Consider the following 21,614-nt stretch of genomic DNA (forward strand, 5'->3'; position numbering starts at 1 on the left):
AACCGCCCGTCCCCGCGCGACCTCCGGCGAGGTCGGACCGCTCAGGGCCTGCTGACCAACGAGGCGGTGACGATGCGGTTGTCCTCGTAACCGTCGGTCCCGCCGACGTACTCGCCACCGCAGGTGACCAGCACCAGCCGATGCGGCCCGTCCGGACCGAACAGCTTCTCCGCCTGTTCGGCCAGCTTCGTCTTGTGCACGGTGACGATCTCGCCGATCTTGTACACCCACTTGCCGCCGTCGGTGTCGACGACATCGACCTCCTGGCCGGTCTTGAGCCGCCACAATTCGTCGAACGGGCCCTTCTTGCCCTTCCAGTTCACATGCCCGGAAAGCAGGGAAGCGCCCTGGTCGGCGCCCAGTTTCGCGCCCCACCAGGTGGCTTCGTCGAGACCCTCGGGGATGGGGAGGGTCCCGTCCGCGGTCAGCTCCTTGCGGATCAGTTTCGCCGTTCCGCCGCCGGGGAGTTTGACCGTGCCGGGCGCCTGCCCGAGATCGGCCGGGGTCTGGGGCGCCTGTGCCGCCGAAGTGGTCGCCTGGTCCTGCGCGGCCGCGACGACCGGATCACTCTTTCCGGTGAAAACCACCACGGCGACCACGGCCGCCACCACGAAGATCGCGGCGCCGATGAGGATCAGCCCCAGGCTGGAGCGCTTCTTCGGCTGCTCCTCGCGCGCGTCGTCCACGTCGAACTGTCCCACCATCGGGTATTACTCCTTGCTCGCGTCTAGCCGGTGTCGCTAGACACGCGACGCGAGCCGAGAGAGGTTGCACCGACTTCAGGCGGGCGGGCCGGAAACGGGGGTCGCGACGATCACGCGGTTGTCCCGGTAGCCGTCGGTCCCGCCCAGGTAGTCACCGCCGCAGGTGACGAGGACCAGCCGGTGCGGCCCGTTCTGCGCGAACAGCTTCGCCGCCTGGGCGGGCAGGTCGTTCTTGTGCACCGTGACGATCTCCCGCACGCGATAGACCCAGATGCCGCCCGCCGCGTCGCTGACGGCCACCTCCTGGCCCTCCCGCATCCGCCACAACTCGTCGAACGGCCCTTTGACGCCGCCCCAGTTGACGTGCCCGGAGATCAGCGCCGTACCCGCTTCGGCGCCCAGCCGCGCACCCCACCAGGCCGCGTCGCCGAGCCCGCGCGGGATCGGGAGAACGCCGGTGGAGTTGACCTCGGAGCGCACGAGTCTCGCCGATCCGCCTTCGGGCAGGCGGATGGTTCCGGGCCGCTGCCCGCGTTTCGAACTGTCGGCGGGCAGCGCCAAGGGAGCGCCGTCCTCGCCGGGCGCGACCGCGGGTTCCGCTAACGACGACACCGGCTGTTCCGGCGGGATCCAGGTCAGCACGATCACGCCCGCGGAGATGGCGAGCGCGGAGACCACGGCGGACAGTGCCGCCTGCCAGGGCCGCACGGGGCGGCTACTTCTCCCGCACCGGAACGGGCTTGCGACGGCGGAGGAGCAGCATGGCCGCGGCACCGATCACGATGCCACCGCCCAGCAGGCTCAGCCCGACCACGGTCCGTGTCGAGTCGGCGGCCTGCGGCGGGATACCGCCCGCGGGCACCGTCCCCGGCACCGCGGGCTGCGCGGGTGCCGCACCCGGTCCGGTACCGCCGGCGGGCTTCGCGACGAAGTTCTTCGGGATCGAGCAGCTCACGCCGCCGAGCACGAGCGTCGTGCGGGCCTCGCGCAGATCCTTGCCCGCGTCGTCGCGCACGTGCGTGACGATGTCCACCTTCCAGCCCGCCACCGCGGTCACGTCGCCGTTGCGCCAGCCGTCCTGCCGGATGAGCTGGTCGAAGGCGGTCACGCGGGACACGGTGAGGTCGGAGGTGGTGTCGTCCTTGCCGATGTTCTCGTTCTTGATGACCGACGGCGGGCCGAGCTTGAGCCCCTTGACGTCGACGCCCGAAGCGCCGGACGGCTTCAAGTCACCGTTCTGGTCCCGCACCCAGATCTTGCCCACGCTCGTCGACGACGTCGTCTTGCCCGGCGACGAGCAGTCGACGGCGCTCTTCGCGCCTTCGAGCACCAGCACGGTGTTGTCGGCGGGCTTCGCGCCTCCGCGCCCGTTGTCGAGCAGGGCGAAGTTGCCCTCCGCGACCGCCGTCGGGACCGTGGTCTGCTGCAGCGCGGCGACCACGTTGTGATCGCGGCTGGCGATACCGGGCGGGAACGGGCTCTGAGCGCCGAAGCGGCCCAGGTTGACGGCCCATTTGTCGCCGAAGGTGTTCTCCTCGCCCTTGTCACGCGGGACGACGGTGCGGTCCGGGGAGAGTTTCGACAGGCCGGGCGTCAGCGGCGAGCGCTGGGTCTCGGTGATCAGCGATCCCGGGTTCCCGATGCGCACCGACGCCACGTTCGCGAACGACACGGGGCCGGTCTTCTCGTCGACGGCCTGCGTCGTCTGCGCCGAGGCGAGCCCCGGAACCGACGCCAAAGCGACGGCCGCCGTCGCGGCGGCCAGCTTCGTCACGAAACGAGTCATGTCTCCCCACTGCCTCTCCGGGCCGTCAAAGCGCGGTCGTCAGCGTAGAAGCGACGAAACGCTCCGCGACAACCTTGCACCGTTGGCGACCACATGCGAAGTGGAATGGTCATTTCTTTGCGAAGTCACCCGAATGGAGCAGTAACATCGCCGCCAAGTGGTCGCCCGGTCGGCGAACAGACCACCGGCGACGGGAACACTAAGATGGGCTGAGCTGTTACTGGCAATGACTTCGGAAATCATGATGGACTTGGAGGCGGCGATGGCTACGGTGACCCCGGACTCTGCCGCCCCGGGCCTCACGGAAGACCCCGGACCGCATTCGTCGGCCCGTCCCCCCGCCGAACCCGCGACGTCGGCCTCTCCCGCCGTCCTCGCGGACGCCGGTGACCTGCTCAGGGCGCTCGCCGCGCCCGTGCGCATCGCCATCGTCATGCAGCTGCGTAACGCGGACAGGTGCGTGCACGAACTGGTGGACACGCTCGATGTCGCGCAGCCGCTGATCAGCCAGCACCTGCGGGTGCTGAAGACCGCGGGTGTCGTACAGGGTGAGCGACGCGGCCGAGAGGTGGTGTACCGGCTGGTCGACGATCACCTTGCGCATATCGTGGTGGACGCCGTAGCCCACGTTCAGGAGGGGAAGTGAGCATGAGTCCGACGACGGCCAACAGTTCCGCGCCGGTGCCGGGACGCCGGTCGACGAAACAGCGGGCCGCCGTGGTCGAGCTGCTCAAGGAGATCGACGACTTCCGTTCCGCCCAGGAACTGCACGACGAGCTGCGCAAACGCGGAGACGGCATCGGGCTCACCACGGTGTACCGGACGCTGCAGTCGCTGTCGGAGGCCGGCGAGATCGACGTCCTGCGCACCGACACCGGCGAGGCCATCTACCGGCGTTGCTCGTCGCACCACCACCATCACCTGGTGTGCCGCCTCTGCGGCAGCACCGTCGAGGTCGAGGGGCCCGCGGTGGAGCGGTGGGCCGAGAAGATCGCTTCGGAGCACGGGTTCTCCGACATCAGCCACACCGTGGAGATCGTCGGGACCTGCTCGAACCACTGACGCCGAGCGCCATGAACGGTCCGTTCATAGCAAATTTTGCAAGGAACGGACCGTTCATAGCATCGGCGTCAGTACTCGTAAGGGTCCTTCGGCGCCGGCACCTGCCGCACCGAGGTGAGCGTCAGATCCGGCATGTAGCTGTTCTCCCGCACCGCGGTCCCCGGCACGACCGTCCCGGTGACCTCCAGCCAGGTGTCGTTCCCGAAGCCCGACACGCCCTCGCCCACCATCCGCACGGTGATCGGGAACGCGTCGGCCGCGCAGCAGCCGATCACCATCCGCGCCAGCATCGTGTTGCCCTCGTTGTGCACGACGAAGCCGGACAGCCGCACCGTCCGCCCGTTCAGCGAGCCGCTGGAATCCCATCCGGCGCGGCTGACGAACTCGTTGACCTCCAGCGGCACCACGTCTCCGGCGGGCAGGGGCGGGAAGGCGGCCGCGTTGCTCGCCGCGGCGCTCTGCGGCGCCCTGGCCTCGGTGCGGGTGACCGAATCGGCGCCCAGCGCGGGCGGCGCGACCAGGAACACGGCCAGCACCGGCACCATCAGCAGCCACGCCGAACGGGCGTTGTGCTCGTGCGCGTGGACGTCGCCGGACACCACGGCGGCGGCCCGCGCGGCCAGCAGGTCGCGGACGATCGCGACCGCGCCCAGCGCGACCATCACCGCGCCGCCCGCGATGATCCACGGCTGCTGCGCGGGTTTGACGTAGCGCAGGTAGTCGCCGTTGACGGTGATCTTGAGCAGCGCGCCGCCGAGCAGGATCAGCAGGATGTTCTGGGTCTCGCGTTTCACGCGCCACCTCCGAGGATCAGCACACCCGACACGACGGCACAGGACAAGGCGACCACGAACGTCACCGGGGCGAACCGCAGCGCGAAGGATTTGCCGAAGGTGCCGGTCTGCAGGGCGAACAGCTTCACGTCGATCGCGGGCCCGACCACCAGGAACACCAGTTTCGGCAGCAGCGGCATCGCGGTCAGCGACGCGGCGACGAAGGCGTCGGCCTCACTGCACAGCGCCAGCACGACGGCGAGCACGGCCATCACCAGCACCCCGAGCACGATCTGCTCCCCCAGCACCCCGAACCATTTGGCGGGCACCAGCACGTTCATCGCGGCGGCGATCATCGCGCCGAGCACGAGGAAACCACCGGCCTCGACCAGATCCGCCCGCGCCGTCTCGGCGAAGGTCTTCCAGCGCGAACCGTGCTGAACCTCGGGAAGCCGCCGCAAAGCCCGCTCCGCGATCCAGTCGAGCTTGCCCCATTTCGCCCACAGCCAGCCCATCACCATCGCGGTGGCGAGCGAACCGGCGAACCGGGCGAACACCATTTCCGGATTCCCGGGGAACGCCACCGCCGTGGCGACCAGCACCACCGGGTTCACCGCGGGCGCGGCGAGCAGGAACGTCAGCGCGGCCGCGGGCGCGACACCCTGGCCGATCAGCCGCCGCGCGACCGGCACCGACGCGCATTCACACCCCGGCAGGGCGACCCCGGCCAGGCCCGCGACCCCGACCGCCGCACCGGCCCGGCGAGGGAGCACCTTCTCCAGCACCCGCGCGGGCACGAACGCCGCGATCGCGCCGCTGATCAGCACCCCGAGCACCAGGAACGGCAGCGCCTGCACGCAGACGGCGACGAACACGGTCGAGCCGGTCCGCAGCGCGGGCACGTCGAACACCTGCTGGAGCCAGCTCTGCCCGAGGATCGCGATCAGCAGGATCGCGCAGAGCACCTCGATCGAGGTGATCTTGAACCGCCGGGCCGGCTTCTTCTCCGGGGCGCTTCTGGAAATGGTTTCCATGCGCGCGATGATGCCAGGTGACCCTGCGTTCCGGCGGTCACTCCCCCGCAGCGGAGCCCAGCAGGTCCGACCGCAGCTGCGACGCCGTCGAGACGACCAGCATGAGCAGCGTCCCGAGCGGCGAGGGGTCCATGCCCTCGGCCGGGAACGCGTACCTCAGCGTGATGTCGATGCCCTTCTCCGAACGCACCACCCCGAGCGTCCCGAACAGGCCCTGTCCGGCACGTTCCGCCGCCGAGGCCGCGATCGCCGGGTCGTCCGGCAGATCCCAGGCGACGACGCAGGTCAGGCTCAGCACGGTCAGCCCTTCGGCCAGCCGGGTCGCCTGGATGACGCACGGGACGTCCGCGTGCGAGAAGGTCAGCGCGCCGTCGTCGTCGACGTGGACTTCGAGATAGCGCTCGAGGGCTTCCCGCGCCGACGTCAGCAACGCCGCCGTGTCCGCTGCTTCGGTGGTCATGCGGTCCCTTCGGAAGCCTTGTCGACGGCCCCGCCGAAGCGGCGGTCCCGTTTCGCGAATTCGAGGCACGCCCGCCACAGGTGGGTGCGGTCGAAGTCGGGGAAGAGCGTGTCCTGGTAGACCATCTCGGCGTAGGCCGACTGCCAGAGCAGGAAGTTCGACGTGCGCTGCTCCCCCGACGGCCGCAGGAACAGGTCCACGTCCGGCATGTCGGGCTGGTACAGGTACTTGCCGATGGTCTTCTCGGTGACCTTGTCCGGGTTCAGCTTCCCGTCGGCGACGTCCTGGGCGATCCGGCGCATGGCGTCGCCCAGTTCGGCACGGCCGCCGTAGTTGACGCACATGGTCATGTTCAGCGCCGTGTTGTGCTTGGTCTTCTCCTCGGCGACCTGCAGTTCCTTGATGACGCTCGCCCACAGTTTGGGACGGCGGCCCGCCCAGCGGATGCGGACGCCGATCGAACCGAGATAGTCGACCTGGCGGCGGATGGTGTCGCGGTTGAAGCCCATCAGGAAACGGACCTCCTCCGGGCTCCGCTTCCAGTTCTCGGTGGAGAACGCGTACACCGACAGCCATTTGACGCCGAGTTCCACGGCGCCGCTGGCGACGTCGATCATCACGGCCTCACCGCGCTTGTGGCCCTCGATCCGCGGCAGCCCCCGCTGGTTGGCCCAGCGGCCGTTGCCGTCCATCACCAGCGCCACGTGCTTCGGGAGGAGTTCCTTGGGGATCTCCGGCGGCCGGGCACCGGACGGATGCGGCTCCGGCGCGCGAAGTTCGAATTGTGACGCCTTGTTCTCGCGTCCCCTGCGCAGCACCTTCGAGCCTCCTGATCGAGTGAAACCTGTGCCTGCGACCCTACTGCGCCTGCGTGCTGGTCTCCCGCGCACGCCTCTCCACCAGCGGCAGCGACCGCAACTGGCGCTCCAGATGCCACTGCAGATGCGCCGCGACCAGGCCGGACGCGTCCCGCCTCGGCACCGGCAGCGACGCCTCGGCCACCGGCCACTCGCCGTGCAGGAGCGCCGCGAGCAGCGTCAGCACCTCCGGGGAGGGGTGGACACAGCCGGGAACCCGGCAATCCGGGCACATCGAGCCCCCGGCGGACACGCTGAACGCCTTGTGCGGCCCGGGCAGGCCGCAGCGGGCGCATTCGGTGATCGCGGGCGCCCAGCCGGCGTAGGCCATGGCCCGCAGGAAGAAGGCGTCGAGGATGAGGGAACTGTCCCGTTCGCCGCTCGCCAGCGCGCGCAGCGCCCCGACGACGAGCATGTAGAGCTTGAGCACCGGCTCGCCTTCTTCGGCGGACAACCGGTCCGCGGTCTCGGCGATGGCGCTCGCGGCGGTGTAGCGCTGGTAGTCCGCCACCAGCGGCAGCGCGAAGGCGTCGACCGTCTCGACCTGGGTGATCACGTCGAGGGAGCGGCCGGTGTAGAACTGGACGTCGACGTGACCGAACGGCTCCAGCCGCGCCCCGAAGCGCGATGACGTCCGACGCACGCCTTTCGCGACCGCACGGACCTTGCCGTGCCGCCGCGTGAGCAGGGTGACGATCCGGTCGGCCTCACCCAGCTTGTGCGTCCGCAACACCACTCCGGTGTCGCGATAGAGGTTCACCACCCCGACATCGTCCCATCTGGGACCGACATCGGGGTGGTGCGCCCCGGAATCGAAATCAGCAGTAGCTGCCGTAGCAGCTGTAGGTCGACGCGCTCGTCGCCAGGATGACGGCGAAGATGATCCAGACGATCGAAAGCAGGCAGCCGACGCCACCGATGATCGTGGCGATCAGGCAGAGCGTCTTCGTCGACTTCGACGCGTCCGCGGCCGCGGCGTAGTTGCCCTGCATCTTGTAGGTGTTGACCTCGTTGGACTTCATGATCGCGAAGATCGCGATGATCCAGAAGAGGAAGATGCAGCCGATCGCCCAGCCCTTGTAGTCCTTGATGGCGTTGATGTCGCCACCGCCGCCCGGCATACCGCCCGGAGCGCCGTAGGGGGAAGGCTGGCCGTACGGGGCGGGCTGCCCGTAAGGAGCGGGCATGCCACCGGAAGGCGGCCCATAGCCAGGCTGCTGCTGTCCATAGGGCTGCTGCTGGCCGTAGGGGTTGGTCATGAAAGTGGTCCTCGTTGTTCTTTCGGCTACGGGTCGGGCTAGATGCTCGCGGCGACCAGGACGATCCAGAGAATGGAGAACAGGCAGCCGACACCGCCGATGATCGAGGCGATCATGCACATGGTCTTCGTCGACTTCGACGCGTCCGCGGCGGCGGCGTAGTTGCCCTGCATCTTGTAGGTGTTGACCTCGTTGGACTTCATGATCGCGAAGATCGCGATGATCCAGCAGAGGAAGATGCAGCCGATCGCCCAGCCCTTGTAGTCCGGGATCGAGTTGATGTCACCGCCGCCACCGGGCATACCGCCCGGCGCGCCGTAGGGCGCGGGCTGACCGTACGGCGCGGGCTGGCCGTAGGGCGCCGGCTGGCCGTACGGCATCGGGTTCGGGCCGGAAGGCTGGCCGTACGGCGCGGGCGTGGCGCCGGACGGGGGTCCGTATCCGGGCTGAGGCTGCTGGCCATAGGGCTGCTGGCCGGGGCCGGGCTGCTGGCCGTACGGGTTCGTCATCGGGGTTCCCCACTTTTGTCGCATTTGCCGGCGGGTGGATCCCGCCGGTTTTTCCTTACTGGTGCGGTGTTCCGGGCCCGTTCGGCCCATCCGCTCCGGGCAGCTGCTGCCTCAGCTGGTCCGGGGTGATCTTCTGCGTCGGCTCGGCTTCGTCGAACCCTGACGGTGCCTGCTGGGGCTGCTGCCCCGGGCGAAGGACCTGAGTCGGCTCGGCCTCGCTCAGGGCCGGCTCAGGCTGGGGCTCCGGTGACGGCGCCGCGGTTCCCCGCGGCGGCTGACCGAACGGCTGGGACGGCTGCTGCCCGAACGGCTGCGGCTGCTGGGGCTGCTGACCGAACGGGGACTGCTGCTGCGGCTGTTGTTGCGGCTGGCCGAACGGCGCGGGCGGCGCGGGGAACGGCGAAGACGACGGCGGCGCCGGGAATCCCGGCGTCTGGCCGAACGGCGCCGACGTGGTCGCCGACGCTTCGCCCGGCACGACGATGGTGCTGAGGATCTTGTCCGCGAACGTCTGCTTCTTCTCGTCCCACAGCGGCCAGAGGTAGCCGAGACCGCAGACCCAGCCGTCCAGGTTGTGGCACAGGTCCCGGACGAAGGCCATCAGCGGGCCGATCGGCTGGCCGTCGCTCTCGCGGACGAGCTTGGTGTTCACCATCTTCTTGCCGAGCGACTGGCCGGTGGTGCCCATCTTGATCCACCGGTTGTAGACGGTCCAGCCGATCCCCGCGAGGTAACCGACGCCGGAGATGATGCCGCCGACAAGCGAATTCGCGTTCGTGGCGATGATGGCGCCGATGATCGGAAGAACGAAGATCGGCGCGAAGTCGATCAGCGACCCGGCCGCGCGCAGGCCCCAGTGGGCGTAGTCGGTCCGCGGACCGAACGGGGAAGCCTGGCCGAACGGCGAGGCCTGCCCCTGCTGGCCGAACGGGGATTGCGGCTGCGCGCCGAACGGCTGGCTCGGCTGCTGGCCGAACGGCGAAGACTGCGGCTGCTGCCCGAAGGGCGAGGGCTGGTCGCCTTGCTGCGGCTGCTGCCCGAACGGCGAAGGCTGTTCTCCCGACGGCGGCTGCCCGAACGGCGACTGCGGCTGCGGTGACTGCTGCTGCCCGTCCCCGGATCCGGGCGGCGGCTGCTGTCCCGGCGGCTGCTGGCCGTAGGGAGTGGTCATCGAAATCCCCTCGCTGGTTCCTCGCCCCTGGAGCACTGGGCCTCGTGCGGCGACCCGGGCTGAATGTACGGCATGGGTACATACCGAGCAGACCGGTGCGCGGGAGCGTACTCGGTACCACCGACGATCCGGGCCTCGGCCCGGCACTCACACGTATAGCGAGGTGAACGGGGCGAAGGGCAGGTTACGGATGACGAACCAGACGACGAACACGACACCGAACGCGAGCGGCGTCCAGCGCCAGTGCAGCCAGCTGTTCACCGCGCGGCCGCGGAGCCTGCCGACCGCCCAGGCGACGGTGCTCCAGACGAGCAGCAGAACGACCACAAAGGACACCGCGTTGTAGTGCAGCGCGGCGGGAATGTCCCCGTGCAGCGCGCTGTAGACCATGCGCATGCCGCCGCAGCCGGGACACGCGATGCCCAGCAGGGTCTTGGTGGGACAGACCGGAAGCGGCCCGCCCGGAGTGGTGGGATCGCCCAGCCAGAGGACGACACAGCCGAGGCCCGCCCCGGCGGCGATGGCCAGGGGCGGTCCCAGCGCGCGGGCCTTGGCTTTGAACCCGCGCGCCGGGAATCCCGTGTAGACGGACGACGTCACGGCGTGAAGCTTCCCGCCGACGCGCCGATGATGACCATCACCACGATGAAGATGATGTACAGCAGGAAAAGACCGCCGGTGGCGATCGCTCCCCACATGGACCACTTCTTCGCGTCGTCGGCGGCCTTCTGGGCTTCGGCGTGGAAGCCCTGCGACCACAACGTCTGCACCTGGCTCGACTTCACGATCGCGACGATACCCAGCGGCAAGCAGCACAACACCGTGCAGAGGATGGCCCACACCAGGTTGTTGTCCGGCGGGGGTCCGTAGTTCGGCATGCCGCCGTAATACGGCTGCTGCGGCGGTGGCCCGCCCGGGGGCGGGTAGTTCGGGTACTGGTCGGTCATGAGGTCTCCCCCTCGAGCGCCGGGATCAGCGGTAGTTGTTCACGTCCACCGAGGCCGCGAACACGCCGAGGAAGACGACGAGGACAACGTACAGAACGATGATGACGCCACCGACGATCGCCGCGATGATCGACCACTTCTTGGCCGCGTCGGCCGCTTCCTGCGCGGCGGCGGGCTGGCCCTGCGCCCAGAGGGTGTTCACCTGGTTCGCCTTGACGATGGCGACGATACCGAAGGGCAGGCAGCACAGGATCGTGGTGAGGATGGCCCACACCAGGTTGTTGTTGGGCGGCGGGCCGGGGTTGTTGAAGCCTCCACCGCCCTGAGGGTCGCCGGAGTAGTTGGGCAGGCCCTGGTTGTCGGTCATTTACCGCTTTCCCTTCACGAATGAGATGTGGAACTGCGACCCGGGCGCGCCGCCCGATCAGCGATCACCGGAGTCAAGGGTTGAGACTCTAAGGTCACCCGTCCGGTTCCACACCATCAACCGGTCTCCGCGACCGAATCGAGACATTCCGTTCAGTCAGAAGCCCAGCCGTCGCAACTGACGGGGGTCGCGCTGCCACTCTTTGGCGACCTTGATGTGCAGGTCGAGGTAGACCTTCGAGCCGAGGAGCCCCTCGATCTGCTGCCGGGCGCGGGCGCCGACGTCCTTGAGCCGCTCCCCCTTGTGCCCGAGGATGATGCCCTTCTGGCTCGGTCGTTCCACATAAAGGAACGCGTGCACGTCGATCATGTCGTCTCTGCCCTCGTGGGGCAGCATCTCCTCGACGGTGACGGCGATCGAGTGCGGGAGTTCGTCCCGGACGCCCTCCAGAGCCGCCTCGCGGATCAGCTCGGCGACCAGGGTCTGTTCCGGCTCGTCGGTGAGTTCGCCGCCCGGATACAGCTGCGGCCCCTCGGGAAGGTGCCGCACCAACAGGTCCGAGAGCGCGCCGACCTGGAAACCGTCCACAGCGGACACCGGGATCAGCTCGGCGAACTCCATGACCTCCTGCAGGGCGAGCAACTGCTCGGCGACCTGCTCGGGTTTCACGAGATCCGTCTTGGTGACGACGCCGATCACGGGGGTGCGCTTGGCGATCTTCTTGAGTTCGGCGGCGATGAACCGGTCACCGGGACCGACCTTTTCGTTGGCGGGCACGCAAAGCCCGACAACGTCCACTTCGGACCATGTCGAGTGGACGATGTCGTTCAGCCGCTCGCCGAGCAGGGTCCTCGGCCGGTGCAGGCCCGGTGTGTCGATGATCACCAGCTGGGCGTCGTCGCGGTGGACGATGCCGCGGATGGCGTGCCGGGTGGTCTGCGGTTTGCTGGAGGTGATCGCGACCTTGCTGCCGACGAGCGCGTTGGTCAGCGTCGACTTGCCCGCGTTGGGCCGTCCGACGAAGCAGGCGAAACCGGAACGATGCGGTTCGGCCATCAGTTCAGCACCTTGCCACTGGGGTCGGCCAGGTAGATCGGGGCCTTTTCGGCGATGTCCCGCACCGCGTGCACGGACGCCTCCTTGAGCAGCCCTTCGGCGGTGACCACGACGGCGGCCTCGATTCCTTCGGCTCCGCTCGAAACGGCGGCGGCGACGGCGGCCTGCAGCGCGGTGAGCTTGAACGACGGCTGGTCGACCGTGCTCGCCGCGTAGGTGCGGCCGTCGGTGTCGCGGAGCGCGGCGCCTTCGGCGGCCTGGGTGCGGGCTCGCGCGGACCTGGCCAGGGTCACCAGCTTCTGGTCCTCGGCGTCCAGCTCAGGCATGTTCGACACTCCTGTCACTTTCATCGGGCTGCGGGACCCGGGTCCGGCGCCTGCCCTGGGCTGCGTCGGTCACCGCGTCCGCGTCGGCGGGGTGGACGACCACCGTGGTGATCCGCATCCGCCCGCGCCGGTCCTTACCGCCTTCGGCGAACAGCCGAAGCCCGGCGACCTCGGCTTCGGCCCCCGGCAGCGGGACCCTACCCAGTCGCTCGGCGAGCAGCCCGCCCACGGTCTCCACGTCGTGGTCTTCGAGGTCGATCCCGAACAGTTCGCCCAGGTCGTCGACCGAGAGCCGGGACGAGACGCGGACCGCGCCGTTTTCGAGTTCCTCGACCTCGGGGCGTTCGTCGGCGTCGGATTCGTCGGTGATCTCGCCGACGATCTCTTCGAGGATGTCCTCGATGGTGAGCAGGCCGGCGGTGCCGCCGTACTCGTCGACGGCGATCGCCATGTGGTTGTGCGAGACCTGCATCTCCTTGAGCAGGTCGTCGAGCCGTTTGGAGTCCGGCACGAAACTCGCCGGATTCATCAGCTCCTCGACCTGCCGCTGCGAGCCGCCCTCGGCCATGTACGCGGGCATGAGGTCCTTGATGTTGACCACGCCCACCACGTCGTCGACGGAGTCGCCGATCACCGGCAGCCGGGTGAACCCGGTGCGCAGGGCCAGCGCGAGCGCCTGGCGCACGGTCTTGTCGTGCTCGATCCAGACGATCTCCGTGCGCGGCACCATGACCTCGCGCGCGACGGTGTCACCGAGTTCGAACACCGAGTGGATCATCTCGCGCTCGGATTCCTCGACGACGCCGCGTTCCTGGGCGAGGTCGACCAGTTCGCGCAGTTCGACTTCGGAGGTGAACGGGCCTTCGCGGAAGCCGCGGCCGGGGGTGATGGCGTTACCGAGGACGATCAGCAGCCTGCTGAGCGGGCCGAGGATCGACCCGAGGACGCGCACGGGACCGGCGACGACGAGGCCGATCCGGTACGGGTGCTGACGGCCGAGGGTGCGCGGGCCGACGCCGATGATCACGTAGCTCACCACGACCATCACGCCCGCGGCGACGACGATGGCGAGCCACAGCGGCCGGATCCAGCCGAGGATGTCGACGGTGACCAGCACGGTGGCGGTCAGCTCGCAGGTCATCCGCAGCAGCAGGATCAGGTTGATGTGGCGGCGGCGTTCGGCGATGACCAGCGACAGCTGACGCGCGCCGGGGCGGCCGAGCCGGACGAGGCCGTCGGCGCGGGCCTTGGAGACCGTGCTGACGGCGGCGTCGGCGGCCGCGAACACCCCGGCGAGCAGGATCAGCGCGATGGCGATGACCAGCAGGGCCGTGGGACTACCCATGTCCGCGAACCGCCTAGGCGGGCGGTTCCTCGGCGGGCGCGGCGTCGAGGCCGGCGGTGCCGAGGAGCCTGTCGTCCGCGGAGCGCTGCGCGTCGCGCTTGTTGTGCGCGGCCACGGCCGCCTGGAACTCGCCGAGGATCCGCTTCTGCAGACCGAACATCTCGCGTTCCTCGGCGGGCTCGGCGTGGTCGTAGCCGAGCAGGTGCAGCACCCCGTGCGTGGTGAGCAGGTGCAGCTCGTCCATCAGCGCGTGCCCGGCCGTCTTGGCCTGGTCCTTCGCGAACGCCGGGCACAGCACGATGTCGCCGAGCAGCGCGGGCGAGGCGTCGGGCGCGTCGGGGCGGCGCGACGAGTCGAGCTCGTCCATCGGGAAGGCCATCACGTCGGTGGGACCGGGCAGGTCCATCCACCGCTCGTGCAGATCCTCCATCACCTCGAGGGTGACGAGCAGGATGGACAGCTCGGCGAGCGGGCTGACCTCCATCTTGTCGAGCGCGAAGCGGGCGGCCGACACGATGGAGGTCTCGTCGACGTTCACGCCCGATTCATTGGCGATCTCGATGCTCATGAACGGCGCTGCCCTTTCCAGCCACTGCCTTGATCCTTGCTGTCCTGCAGCGCCTGCCACTTCTCGTACGCGTCGACGATGTCGCCGACGAGCTTGTGCCGCACCACGTCCTGGCTGGTGAGCTGGGCGAAGTGCAGGTCCTCGACACCTTCGAGGATGTCGCGGACCACCCGGAGGCCGCTCTTCTGGCCGTTGGGGAGGTCGACCTGCGTGACGTCGCCGGTGACGACGATCTTGGCGCCGAACCCGAGCCGGGTGAGGAACATCTTCATCTGTTCCGGCGTGGTGTTCTGCGCTTCGTCGAGGATGATGAAGGCGTCGTTGAGGGTGCGGCCGCGCATGTACGCCAGCGGCGCGATCTCGATGGTGCCCGCCTGCATCAGCCGCGGGATCGACTCGGGCTCGACCATGTCGTGCAGCGCGTCGTACAGCGGGCGCAGGTACGGGTCGATCTTCTCGTTGAGCGTGCCCGGCAGGTAGCCGAGGCGCTCGCCTGCTTCGACCGCGGGGCGGGTCAGCACGATGCGGGTGACCTGCTTCGCCTGCAGCGCCTGGACGGCCTTGGCCATGGCGAGGTACGTCTTGCCGGTACCGGCGGGGCCGATGCCGAAGACGATCGTGTGCTTGTCGATGGCGTCGACGTAGCGCTTCTGGTTGAGCGTCTTGGGCCGGATCGTCTTGCCGCGCCGGGAGATGATGTTCATGCTCAGCACTTCGGCCGGTGACTCGTGGTCACCGGTGGAGAGCATGCCGACGGTGCGGCGGACGGTGGCCGGGTCGACCTGCTGGCCGCGGCCGGCGAGCGTCACGAGTTCGGCGAAGACACGCTCGGCGAAGGCGACGTCGGCGGGGGCACCGGTCAGGGTGACCTCGTTGCCCCGGACGTGGACGTCGGCGGCGAGGAGTTCTTCGGCGACGCGGAGGTTTTCGTCCCTCGAGCCGAGCAGGCTGAGCGGGGCGGCGTCGGGGATGGGGAATCGGGACTGGGCCGCTTCGGTGATCGCGGCCTCTTCAGCCTTCGTCGGGGTGACGTCCGCGGGAACGTCGGGTCGGGCGGCTTCACCCGGTACGGTTCCGGCCACGTGGCCTCGGGCCTACTTCCTGCGCTTACGCTGCGATTTTCAACGACAGTGACGGGTTCGATGTTACTGGTTGCGGGTGGCGGCACGCAGTCCGGTTTCCGCAGGCCGCGCGCTTCAGCGCCCGAAATGCCCCAGCTGCTCGCCGCCGAGCACGTGCGCGTGCACGTGGAAGACGGTCTGCCCGGCGTCACCGTCGGTGTTGAACACCACCCGGTACCCGGACTCCGCGATCCCCTCGATCTCCGCGACCTTGCGCGCCGTCGACGCGACGTCCGCGAGGAGTTGCGGGTCGCCCGAGGCCAGCTCGGCCAGATTGCGGTACCGCTTCTTCGGCACCACGAGCACATGCACCCGAGCCTGCGGCGCTATGTCCCGGAACGCATACGTCGTCGCGTCCTCGTACACCTTGTCGGACGGGATCTCGCCCGCGATGATCCGCTCGAACAACGTCTCCGCGTCACTCATCCCCCCACCCTATCGCCCACCGGGGGCCCACCCCTCGCCACGCCGCGACGGGGTGAAGGGAACTTTCGCCGCGTCGCATGCGAGGAAAGTCCCCTTCGCGTCCACGCATCTCGGTCTGGGTGGTCGTGAGTGGCACCGCACTCACGTGATCGAAGGCGGAACTCGCGTGATCAGAGGCGGAACACCCGAGTGCGGCCTCCAAGCACGCGAGTCACGTCCCTGATCACGCGAGTCACGCCTTCACTCACGCCTCGCCCTGTGATCCCAAGTCCGTGAAGGCCTCCTTGAGGGACTCTGGGTCCCTCAAGGAGGCCTTCACGGACCCGACCCGCGATCGCCGCAGCCAAAGTCCAGTAGCCATTGAAGGCACCCTTCGCCCTAGCCCGAAACGCCGCTCACGACCACCCCGGCCGTCGACCTCACCGTGGGCCCCACGGGGCAACACGCGGAATCGCGCCACGGCGCGACTTTCGAAGCACGGCAAGGAGCGAAGTACTTGCGATGGGGTTCGAAATGAAGATGCCGCGGCGCGGTGGGCCCTGGGGGTCGGCCCACCGTCGCCGCGGCTCCGCCGGACCGAGGGGGGAGGTGCCCGGCGGGGATTCACGCGCGCGACCGGGCTTCATCCCCAGTGGCGCGCCGAAACCGTGTGTTGCGCGTCAGTTAACGAGAGTAACGGCTGTTTGCGTGATCGCGCCATAACTCGCCGCAAATTAGTGGGGTGTTTTTTCACTTCCAGCGGTCGGTGAGAACCCCTAGCGCGCCGAGTGCCACGGCGGCGGCGGTGGAGGTGCGCAAAACGGTGGGGCCCAACCGGATGGCGGTGGCGCCGGCGTCGGTGAGGGTGCTCAGTTCGTCGTCGGTGATGCCGCCTTCGGGGCCGACGACGAGAAGGATGTCGCCCTGTGCCGGGAGTTCGATCTCGGTGAGGCGGGTGGTGATGCCGGATTCGAGGACGAGCGCGCGGGAAACGGTCTGCGCGAGTTCGGCGAGTTCGCGGGTGGTGACGGGTTCGGCGACTTCGGGGACGTGGGCGCGCCGGGCTTGTTTGGCGGCGGCGCGGGCGGTGGTGCGCCACCGGGTGAGGGCTTTGTCGCCGCGGGTTCCTTCTTCCCAGCGGGCGACGCTGCGGGCGGCGCGCCAGGGGACGATCGCGTCGGCACCGGCTTCGGTGGCGAGTTCGACGGCGAGTTCGCCGCGGTCGCCCTTCGCGAGCGCCTGGGCGACGATGACGCGCAGTGCGGGCGGTTCCTCGGTCCAGTGTTCTTCGATGGCGAGGGTGAGCGCCGCGTCGCGGCCCGCCTGGACGGCCTCGACGACGCAGCGCGCCATGCCGCCTTCGCCGTCGGAGAGCACGAGACGTTCGCCGACGCGCAGGCGGCGGACGGTGGCGGCGTGCCGGGCTTCCTCGCCGTCGAGGGTGGTGCGCCCGGAGCCGGGCAGCGCGGCGGTGAGGAAGACCGGCAGTGTCGTCTCGGGCACGGGTTACCGGTGGTTCTTGGTGCGCAGCTTGGAGAACAGCCCGCCGGGCTTGGAGCCGTTCGACGACAGCGAAGGCACGTCTTCGCCGCGCTGCTGGGCGAGTTCGACGAGGAGGTCTCGCTGGGCGTCGTCGAGTTTGGTCGGCACGACGACGTCGATGTGGACGTGCAGGTCGCCCCGGCCGTCGACGCGGCCCGACGACCGCAGCCGCGGCATGCCCTTGGCGGTGAGCACTAGTTCGGTGGCGGGCTGGGTGCCCGGCTCGATGTCGAGTTCGTAGTCGCCGTCGATGAGCGTCTCGATGGGCACCGTGGCGCCGAGGGCGGCGGTGGTCATCGGGATGCGGAAGTTGCAGTGCAGGTCGTTGCCCTGCCGGACGAACACCTCGTGCGGCGCTTCGTCGATCTCGACGTACAGGTCACCCGCGGGGCCGCCACCGGGGCCGACCTCGCCCTGGCCGGAGAGGCGGATGCGCATACCGTCGCCGACGCCCGGCGGGATCTTGGCGGTGACGTTGCGGCGGGCGCGGACCCGGCCGTCGCCGCCGCACTGGCGGCAGGGGTCCGGGATGACCTCGCCGAAGCCGCGGCAGACCGGGCAGGGACGGGCCGTGACTACCTGGCCGAGGAAGGACCGCTGCACGGACTGGACCTCGCCCGCGCCACCGCAGGTGTCACAGGTCTTGGTGCCGGTGCCTTCGGCCGCACCCGCGCCGCGGCACAGGTCGCAGACGATGGCGGTGTCGACGGTGATCTCGCGGTCGACGCCGGTGGCGCACTCCTCGAGGGTCAGGCCGAGGCGGATGAGCGCGTCGGAACCGGGCTGCGCGCGGCTGCGCGGGCCACGGCCGCGGCCGCCGCCACCCCCGGCGGCGCCGAAGAAGGCGTCCATGATGTCGCCGAGACCGCCGAAGCCCGAGAACGGGTCTCCCCCGCCGCCGCGGGCGCCGCCGTCCATCGGGTCGCCGCCGAGGTCGACGACCTTGCGCTTCTGCGGATCCGACAGCACCTCGTACGCGGTGGTCACCTCGCCGAAGCGGTGCTGGGCGTCCTCCGACGGGTTGACGTCGGGGTGCAGTTCACGGGCCAGTTTGCGGTACGCGCGCTTGATCTCCTGATCCGTCGCGTTCTTCGCCACCCCGAGAATGCCGTAATAGTCCCTCGCCACCGTCTTCGCCTTCTCCTTCTGACTTCGACCTCACCGCCGCGTTCAGCGGCCGGCGAGGATCTGCCCCACGTAGTTCGCCACCGCGCGCACCGCGGCGATGGTGTTCGGGTAGTCCATCCTGGTCGGCCCGACGACGCCCATCCCGCCCAGCAGCATGTCGTCCATCCCGTAGCCGATGGACACCACCGAGGTGCTGCGCATCTGCTCGTCCTCATTTTCCTCACCGATGCGCACGCTGATCGCACCGGGGTTGCGGGCGGCCGCGAGCAGCTTGAGCACGATGACCTGCTCCTCGAGCGCCTCCAGCACCTGTCGCAGCGATCCGGGGAAGTCCGAGACGTTGCGGGTGAGGTTGGCCGTGCCGCCGAGCACCAGCCGCTCTTCGGGATGCTCGACCAGGGACTCCACCAGCACGGTACAGACGCGGGTGAGGCTGTCGCGCAGTTCGCCCGGCGACTTCTCGGGCAGTTCGGCGACCGACGCCGCGGCGTCGGCGAGACGACGCCCCGCCAGCGCCCCGTTGAGCACCGTGCGCAGCCTGCCGACGTTCTCCTCGGTGATGACGTCCCCGAGGTCGACGGTGCGCTGGTCGACGCGGCCCGAATCGGTGATCAGCACGAGCATCAGCCGCGCCGGGGTGAGCGGCACCACTTCCAGGTGGCGGACGGCGGAGTTGGTCATCATCGGGTACTGGATGACCGCGACCTGCCTGGTCAGCTGCGCGAGCAGCCGGACGGAGCGGCGCAGGACGTCGTCGACGTCGGTGCCGCTGTCCAGGAACGCGGTGATGGCCCGGCGCTCGGCCGCGCTGAGCGGTTTGACCTCGGCTATCCGGTCGACGAACAGCCGGTACCCCTTGTCGGTGGGGATCCGGCCCGCACTGGTGTGGGGCTGTGTGATGTAGCCCTCTTCTTCCAGCGCCGCCATGTCGTTGCGCACGGTGGCGCTGGACACCCCGAGGTTGTGCCTGTCGACGATCGCCTTGGATCCGACGGGCTCCTGGTTGGACACGTAATCGGCGACGATCGCGCGCAGCACTTCGAAGCGGCGTTCTTCCGCGTTGGCCACCTGCACCTCCCTCGGCTCGTCCTCACAACGAGTTTACGGAAGGTGGAGTGCCCGGCGAGCCACCGGACTTCTTTGGGCCCCTCAGCCGCGCCCGCGCGGGGAGCGCCGCCGCGGCTCCAAGGGCTTCCGGATCACCCTCACCGACCCCCACCAGGCGAAACCCGTGACGCGCAGCACCGGCGCGCCCGCATCCGGGCTCCGTCGCCCGGTCCGGCGGCCGGTGCCGAATCCGCCCATCAGTCCGATTCCCCGGACGTCGAGGGCGAAGTCCTCGGGTACGACGATCTTGACGCCGCCCATGACCGCCACCGCCCTGATCGTGCAGGATCCGGTGATCCGGGCCCGCCGCAGATCGAGGCGCACGCTGCCCCAGAACGCGCGGCTGACGTGTTTCGACGGCAGTGGTCCGCCGAACCGCCGCGTGGTGGCGGACATGACGGCGAACGAGCGGCGTCCGCCTTGCTCCTCGTCGGCGGCGTGGGACAGGGCGAGCGCCCCGCCGGGCGACAGATCCGCGACGACGGGTTCGAATTCCGCGAACGTCTTGGCCGCGTAGACGGCGTCCAGTCTCGTTTCCAGTTCACGGGTGGTGATGCGTCCCGCACCCATGGCTTCGTACAGCAGTCGCGCGACGTTTTCGCGATCGGAATCGGCCACCCGCATCGCCGACCGCTTCGGTTCCGACATGACGGCGACGATAACCGGGATCGGCGAATTCCGGAAATCACCCGGCCGCCACTCGGAAAGCCATGAGTGAAATCAGTTTCGCCGCACTTACGGGAATGACAATTCGACGACCGGCCATTGACCGGCCGGCACCGAAAGGTCTTCCATCTAGCTCACCTGCGGAAGTTCCGACTCAACGTGGAGCGCACTATGACTTCTTCCTTTCGTCATGTCCTGATCGCCGCGATGACCGTGACGTTGGTCGCGGTGGGCGCGACTGCCGCGAGCGCGGAATCCGATTCGGTATACGTCTCCTCTTCACCGCTTCCGGCCGGTGAGAACGGTGACGTGATCAAGTCGCAGCCCTCGACCTACAACGGGGCGAAATCGACCCGTATCCAATATCTGTCCCGGGACAACAAGGACAGGCAAGTCGCGGTGAGCGGCACCGTCCTGGTTCCGAACAATCCGTGGACCGGTCCCGGCGAACGGCCGATCGTGGCCTACGCGCCGTTCACCTTCGGCATGGGGCCGGACTGCGCACCGTCGAAAACCCTCGCGGGCGAGGGCGCCTCGGACCTGGTCTCCGGTTTCCAGGGCAGTTTCGTCAACGCGTTGCTGGGCGCCGGGTTCGCCGTGGCGCAGACCGACTACATCGGACCGTGGGTGACGGGCAGCGGCGACCACCCGTACGTCGTCCGGTTGTCCGAGGCGCACACCGTGCTCGACGTCGTCCGCGCCGCCCAGCGGCTGCCCGGAACGGGCCTGCCCGCCGATGGCCCGGTGGGCATCGCCGGGTACTCCGAGGGCGGCAGTGCCGCCGCGGCCGCCGCCGAACTGGCCGCCACCTACGCACCCGAACTGGACGTCAAAGGCGTCTATTCCGGCGCGGCTCCCGCGGACAAGGCCGTGCTGTCGAAATCGCTCGACGGCGGGATGTACGCCGGGTTCCTCGGTTACGCGCTGATCGGCATCAACCAGGCCTACCCCGAGGCCAGGTTGATGGACCTGGCCAACTCGGCCGGGGCCGATCTGTTCCTGAAGGCCCGGCAGACCTGCACCATGAACGCGGTCCTCCAGTTCATGTACAAGCAGACCAGCTCGCTGACGAAGGAGGGCAAGCCGGTGTCCGCCTACCTGGCCCAGCCGCCGTTCGACGCGATCGTGGCGGAGAACCGGATCGGCACCGTCAAGCCGGCCATGCCGGTCCTGGTCGAACACAGCCCGATGGACGACGTCATCCCCGCGGCCGTCGGCAAGCAGATGGCGAAGGACTGGTGCGGCAAGGGCGCCAACGTCCAGTGGAAGGAACTGACGACCTTCACGCCGTTCTTCTCGCACGCGCTGGGCATGATGACCGCGTCCGGCGACGCCACCGAGTGGCTGAAGAGCGCGTTCAACGGGCAGGCGGGCGGCGGCAACTGCGGCCGGTTCTGACCCGCACCGAAGTACATGAAGGC

The 21,614-nt window shown here is 69.1% G+C and carries 27 protein-coding genes; 3 read left to right on the forward strand and 24 right to left on the reverse strand.

All coding sequences use genetic code 11. The features are described from left to right. Positions 1 to 41 precede the first annotated feature (41 nt). The 3 genes from DMC61_RS34150 to DMC61_RS34160 all read right to left on the reverse strand — a co-directional run bounded on the left by DMC61_RS34150 (position 42) and on the right by DMC61_RS34160 (position 2,490). Positions 42 to 704: a class F sortase gene (locus DMC61_RS34150; protein WP_125694549.1), complete on the reverse strand. Its 663-nt coding sequence runs from the start codon at positions 702 to 704 to the stop codon at positions 42 to 44. A 75-nt stretch (positions 705 to 779) separates the two neighbouring features. Further along, positions 780 to 1,412 (reverse strand): class F sortase, encoded by a 633-nt coding sequence (locus DMC61_RS34155; protein WP_125694550.1) that lies wholly within the window; start codon positions 1,410 to 1,412, stop codon positions 780 to 782. A 7-nt stretch (positions 1,413 to 1,419) separates the two neighbouring features. Further along, entirely contained in the window at positions 1,420 to 2,490 is a 1,071-nt protein-coding gene (locus tag DMC61_RS34160) for a hypothetical protein (RefSeq protein WP_125694552.1), read from the reverse strand. Positions 2,491 to 2,752: 262 nt separating this feature from the next. Between DMC61_RS34160 and DMC61_RS34165 the strand changes: the two genes are divergently transcribed. Both DMC61_RS34165 and DMC61_RS34170 read left to right on the forward strand, forming a co-directional pair. Continuing rightward, positions 2,753 to 3,136, forward strand: a complete 384-nt coding sequence (locus DMC61_RS34165) for a helix-turn-helix transcriptional regulator (RefSeq protein WP_043848664.1) — start codon at positions 2,753 to 2,755, stop codon at positions 3,134 to 3,136. A gap of 2 nt (positions 3,137 to 3,138) precedes the next feature. Then, entirely contained in the window at positions 3,139 to 3,552 is a 414-nt protein-coding gene (locus DMC61_RS34170) for a Fur family transcriptional regulator (RefSeq protein WP_020629376.1), read from the forward strand. Positions 3,553 to 3,620: 68 nt separating this feature from the next. Here the strand turns inward: DMC61_RS34170 and DMC61_RS34175 are convergent, their stop codons facing one another. The 21 genes from DMC61_RS34175 to DMC61_RS34275 all read right to left on the reverse strand — a co-directional run bounded on the left by DMC61_RS34175 (position 3,621) and on the right by DMC61_RS34275 (position 20,175). Next, positions 3,621 to 4,346 (reverse strand): TIGR03943 family protein, encoded by a 726-nt coding sequence (locus tag DMC61_RS34175; RefSeq protein ID WP_016332475.1) that lies wholly within the window; start codon positions 4,344 to 4,346, stop codon positions 3,621 to 3,623. Further along, complete coding sequence (locus DMC61_RS34180) at positions 4,343 to 5,359, reverse strand: permease (protein ID WP_016332474.1); 1,017 nt, start codon at positions 5,357 to 5,359, stop codon at positions 4,343 to 4,345. The genes DMC61_RS34175 and DMC61_RS34180 overlap by 4 nt, the downstream gene beginning before the upstream one ends. Before the next feature lie 37 nt (positions 5,360 to 5,396). Continuing rightward, positions 5,397 to 5,819, reverse strand: a complete 423-nt coding sequence (locus DMC61_RS34185; protein ID WP_016332473.1) for a hypothetical protein — start codon at positions 5,817 to 5,819, stop codon at positions 5,397 to 5,399. Continuing rightward, entirely contained in the window at positions 5,816 to 6,637 is an 822-nt protein-coding gene (locus DMC61_RS34190) for an isoprenyl transferase (RefSeq protein ID WP_016332472.1), read from the reverse strand. The genes DMC61_RS34185 and DMC61_RS34190 overlap by 4 nt, the downstream gene beginning before the upstream one ends. A gap of 40 nt (positions 6,638 to 6,677) precedes the next feature. After that, positions 6,678 to 7,439, reverse strand: a complete 762-nt coding sequence (gene recO, locus DMC61_RS34195; protein WP_016332471.1) for a DNA repair protein RecO — start codon at positions 7,437 to 7,439, stop codon at positions 6,678 to 6,680. A 55-nt stretch (positions 7,440 to 7,494) separates the two neighbouring features. Continuing rightward, positions 7,495 to 7,935: a CD225/dispanin family protein gene (locus tag DMC61_RS34200; protein WP_125694554.1), complete on the reverse strand. Its 441-nt coding sequence runs from the start codon at positions 7,933 to 7,935 to the stop codon at positions 7,495 to 7,497. 38 nt (positions 7,936 to 7,973) lie between these two features. Further along, the gene (locus DMC61_RS34205) at positions 7,974 to 8,444 is read right to left on the reverse strand and encodes a CD225/dispanin family protein (RefSeq protein ID WP_016332469.1); all 471 of its coding nucleotides are present in this window, start codon (positions 8,442 to 8,444) and stop codon (positions 7,974 to 7,976) included. Between the two features lie 55 nt (positions 8,445 to 8,499). Next, positions 8,500 to 9,615 carry an RDD family protein gene (locus DMC61_RS42040; protein WP_125694556.1) on the reverse strand — a complete coding sequence of 372 codons (1,116 nt, stop codon included), beginning with the start codon at positions 9,613 to 9,615 and terminating at the stop codon, positions 8,500 to 8,502. Between the two features lie 147 nt (positions 9,616 to 9,762). Continuing rightward, positions 9,763 to 10,215, reverse strand: coding sequence for a DUF2752 domain-containing protein (locus DMC61_RS34215; RefSeq protein WP_016332467.1), 453 nt, complete (start codon positions 10,213 to 10,215; stop codon positions 9,763 to 9,765). After that, a complete protein-coding gene (locus DMC61_RS34220; RefSeq protein WP_007034859.1) occupies positions 10,212 to 10,562 on the reverse strand; it encodes a CD225/dispanin family protein in 351 nt (116 codons plus the stop codon). Before DMC61_RS34220 ends, DMC61_RS34215 begins: the two co-directional genes overlap by 4 nt. A gap of 25 nt (positions 10,563 to 10,587) precedes the next feature. Continuing rightward, positions 10,588 to 10,929, reverse strand: a complete 342-nt coding sequence (locus DMC61_RS34225) for a CD225/dispanin family protein (RefSeq protein ID WP_125694558.1) — start codon at positions 10,927 to 10,929, stop codon at positions 10,588 to 10,590. A gap of 156 nt (positions 10,930 to 11,085) precedes the next feature. Continuing rightward, on the reverse strand, positions 11,086 to 11,985 hold the full coding sequence (gene era / locus DMC61_RS34230) for a GTPase Era (protein WP_016332464.1): 900 nt from the start codon (positions 11,983 to 11,985) through the stop codon (positions 11,086 to 11,088). Beyond that, a complete protein-coding gene (locus DMC61_RS34235; RefSeq protein ID WP_016332463.1) occupies positions 11,985 to 12,311 on the reverse strand; it encodes a hypothetical protein in 327 nt (108 codons plus the stop codon). The genes era and DMC61_RS34235 overlap by 1 nt, the downstream gene beginning before the upstream one ends. Beyond that, complete coding sequence (locus DMC61_RS34240) at positions 12,304 to 13,656, reverse strand: hemolysin family protein (RefSeq protein WP_125694560.1); 1,353 nt, start codon at positions 13,654 to 13,656, stop codon at positions 12,304 to 12,306. The genes DMC61_RS34235 and DMC61_RS34240 overlap by 8 nt, the downstream gene beginning before the upstream one ends. Before the next feature lie 13 nt (positions 13,657 to 13,669). Then, positions 13,670 to 14,224, reverse strand: coding sequence for an rRNA maturation RNase YbeY (ybeY, locus tag DMC61_RS34245; protein WP_016332461.1), 555 nt, complete (start codon positions 14,222 to 14,224; stop codon positions 13,670 to 13,672). Then, positions 14,221 to 15,306 (reverse strand): PhoH family protein, encoded by a 1,086-nt coding sequence (locus tag DMC61_RS34250; protein WP_125694562.1) that lies wholly within the window; start codon positions 15,304 to 15,306, stop codon positions 14,221 to 14,223. The genes ybeY and DMC61_RS34250 overlap by 4 nt, the downstream gene beginning before the upstream one ends. A gap of 114 nt (positions 15,307 to 15,420) precedes the next feature. After that, on the reverse strand, positions 15,421 to 15,771 hold the full coding sequence (locus DMC61_RS34255; protein WP_016332459.1) for a histidine triad nucleotide-binding protein: 351 nt from the start codon (positions 15,769 to 15,771) through the stop codon (positions 15,421 to 15,423). A gap of 729 nt (positions 15,772 to 16,500) precedes the next feature. Next, positions 16,501 to 17,253 carry a 16S rRNA (uracil(1498)-N(3))-methyltransferase gene (locus tag DMC61_RS34260; RefSeq protein ID WP_125694564.1) on the reverse strand — a complete coding sequence of 251 codons (753 nt, stop codon included), beginning with the start codon at positions 17,251 to 17,253 and terminating at the stop codon, positions 16,501 to 16,503. 3 nt (positions 17,254 to 17,256) lie between these two features. Continuing rightward, entirely contained in the window at positions 17,257 to 18,420 is a 1,164-nt protein-coding gene (gene dnaJ, locus DMC61_RS34265; RefSeq protein WP_125694567.1) for a molecular chaperone DnaJ, read from the reverse strand. A 42-nt stretch (positions 18,421 to 18,462) separates the two neighbouring features. Further along, the gene (hrcA, locus tag DMC61_RS34270; RefSeq protein WP_125694569.1) at positions 18,463 to 19,488 is read right to left on the reverse strand and encodes a heat-inducible transcriptional repressor HrcA; all 1,026 of its coding nucleotides are present in this window, start codon (positions 19,486 to 19,488) and stop codon (positions 18,463 to 18,465) included. A gap of 81 nt (positions 19,489 to 19,569) precedes the next feature. After that, on the reverse strand, positions 19,570 to 20,175 hold the full coding sequence (locus DMC61_RS34275) for a DUF1707 domain-containing protein (protein WP_233595052.1): 606 nt from the start codon (positions 20,173 to 20,175) through the stop codon (positions 19,570 to 19,572). Between the two features lie 189 nt (positions 20,176 to 20,364). Here DMC61_RS34275 and DMC61_RS34280 point away from each other — a divergent pair, with 189 nt between their 5' ends. Continuing rightward, positions 20,365 to 21,591, forward strand: a complete 1,227-nt coding sequence (locus tag DMC61_RS34280) for a lipase family protein (RefSeq protein ID WP_125694571.1) — start codon at positions 20,365 to 20,367, stop codon at positions 21,589 to 21,591. Positions 21,592 to 21,614 lie beyond the last annotated feature (23 nt).

It is taken from the genome of Amycolatopsis sp. WAC 04169 (genome assembly GCF_003947535.1).
GTDB lineage: Bacteria > Actinomycetota > Actinomycetes > Mycobacteriales > Pseudonocardiaceae > Amycolatopsis > Amycolatopsis keratiniphila.

Excerpts from the sequence above, each read along its gene's own strand:
- DMC61_RS34150 (WP_125694549.1), bottom strand. The coding sequence starts at position 704 with ATGGTGGGACAGTTCGACGTGGACGACGCGCGCGAGGAGCAGCCGAAG.
- DMC61_RS34160 (WP_125694552.1), bottom strand. The coding sequence starts at position 2,490 with ATGACTCGTTTCGTGACGAAGCTGGCCGCCGCGACGGCGGCCGTCGCT.
- DMC61_RS34165 (WP_043848664.1), top strand. The coding sequence starts at position 2,753 with ATGGCTACGGTGACCCCGGACTCTGCCGCCCCGGGCCTCACGGAAGAC.
- DMC61_RS34170 (WP_020629376.1), top strand. The coding sequence starts at position 3,139 with ATGAGTCCGACGACGGCCAACAGTTCCGCGCCGGTGCCGGGACGCCGG.
- DMC61_RS34180 (WP_016332474.1), bottom strand. The coding sequence starts at position 5,359 with ATGGAAACCATTTCCAGAAGCGCCCCGGAGAAGAAGCCGGCCCGGCGG.
- DMC61_RS34185 (WP_016332473.1), bottom strand. The coding sequence starts at position 5,819 with ATGACCACCGAAGCAGCGGACACGGCGGCGTTGCTGACGTCGGCGCGG.
- DMC61_RS34200 (WP_125694554.1), bottom strand. The coding sequence starts at position 7,935 with ATGACCAACCCCTACGGCCAGCAGCAGCCCTATGGACAGCAGCAGCCT.
- DMC61_RS34205 (WP_016332469.1), bottom strand. The coding sequence starts at position 8,444 with ATGACGAACCCGTACGGCCAGCAGCCCGGCCCCGGCCAGCAGCCCTAT.
- DMC61_RS42040 (WP_125694556.1), bottom strand. The coding sequence starts at position 9,615 with ATGACCACTCCCTACGGCCAGCAGCCGCCGGGACAGCAGCCGCCGCCC.
- DMC61_RS34220 (WP_007034859.1), bottom strand. The coding sequence starts at position 10,562 with ATGACCGACCAGTACCCGAACTACCCGCCCCCGGGCGGGCCACCGCCG.
- DMC61_RS34225 (WP_125694558.1), bottom strand. The coding sequence starts at position 10,929 with ATGACCGACAACCAGGGCCTGCCCAACTACTCCGGCGACCCTCAGGGC.
- era (WP_016332464.1), bottom strand. The coding sequence starts at position 11,985 with ATGGCCGAACCGCATCGTTCCGGTTTCGCCTGCTTCGTCGGACGGCCC.
- DMC61_RS34235 (WP_016332463.1), bottom strand. The coding sequence starts at position 12,311 with ATGCCTGAGCTGGACGCCGAGGACCAGAAGCTGGTGACCCTGGCCAGG.
- DMC61_RS34240 (WP_125694560.1), bottom strand. The coding sequence starts at position 13,656 with ATGGGTAGTCCCACGGCCCTGCTGGTCATCGCCATCGCGCTGATCCTG.
- ybeY (WP_016332461.1), bottom strand. The coding sequence starts at position 14,224 with ATGAGCATCGAGATCGCCAATGAATCGGGCGTGAACGTCGACGAGACC.
- DMC61_RS34255 (WP_016332459.1), bottom strand. The coding sequence starts at position 15,771 with ATGAGTGACGCGGAGACGTTGTTCGAGCGGATCATCGCGGGCGAGATC.
- DMC61_RS34275 (WP_233595052.1), bottom strand. The coding sequence starts at position 20,175 with ATGTCGGAACCGAAGCGGTCGGCGATGCGGGTGGCCGATTCCGATCGC.
- DMC61_RS34280 (WP_125694571.1), top strand. The coding sequence starts at position 20,365 with ATGACTTCTTCCTTTCGTCATGTCCTGATCGCCGCGATGACCGTGACG.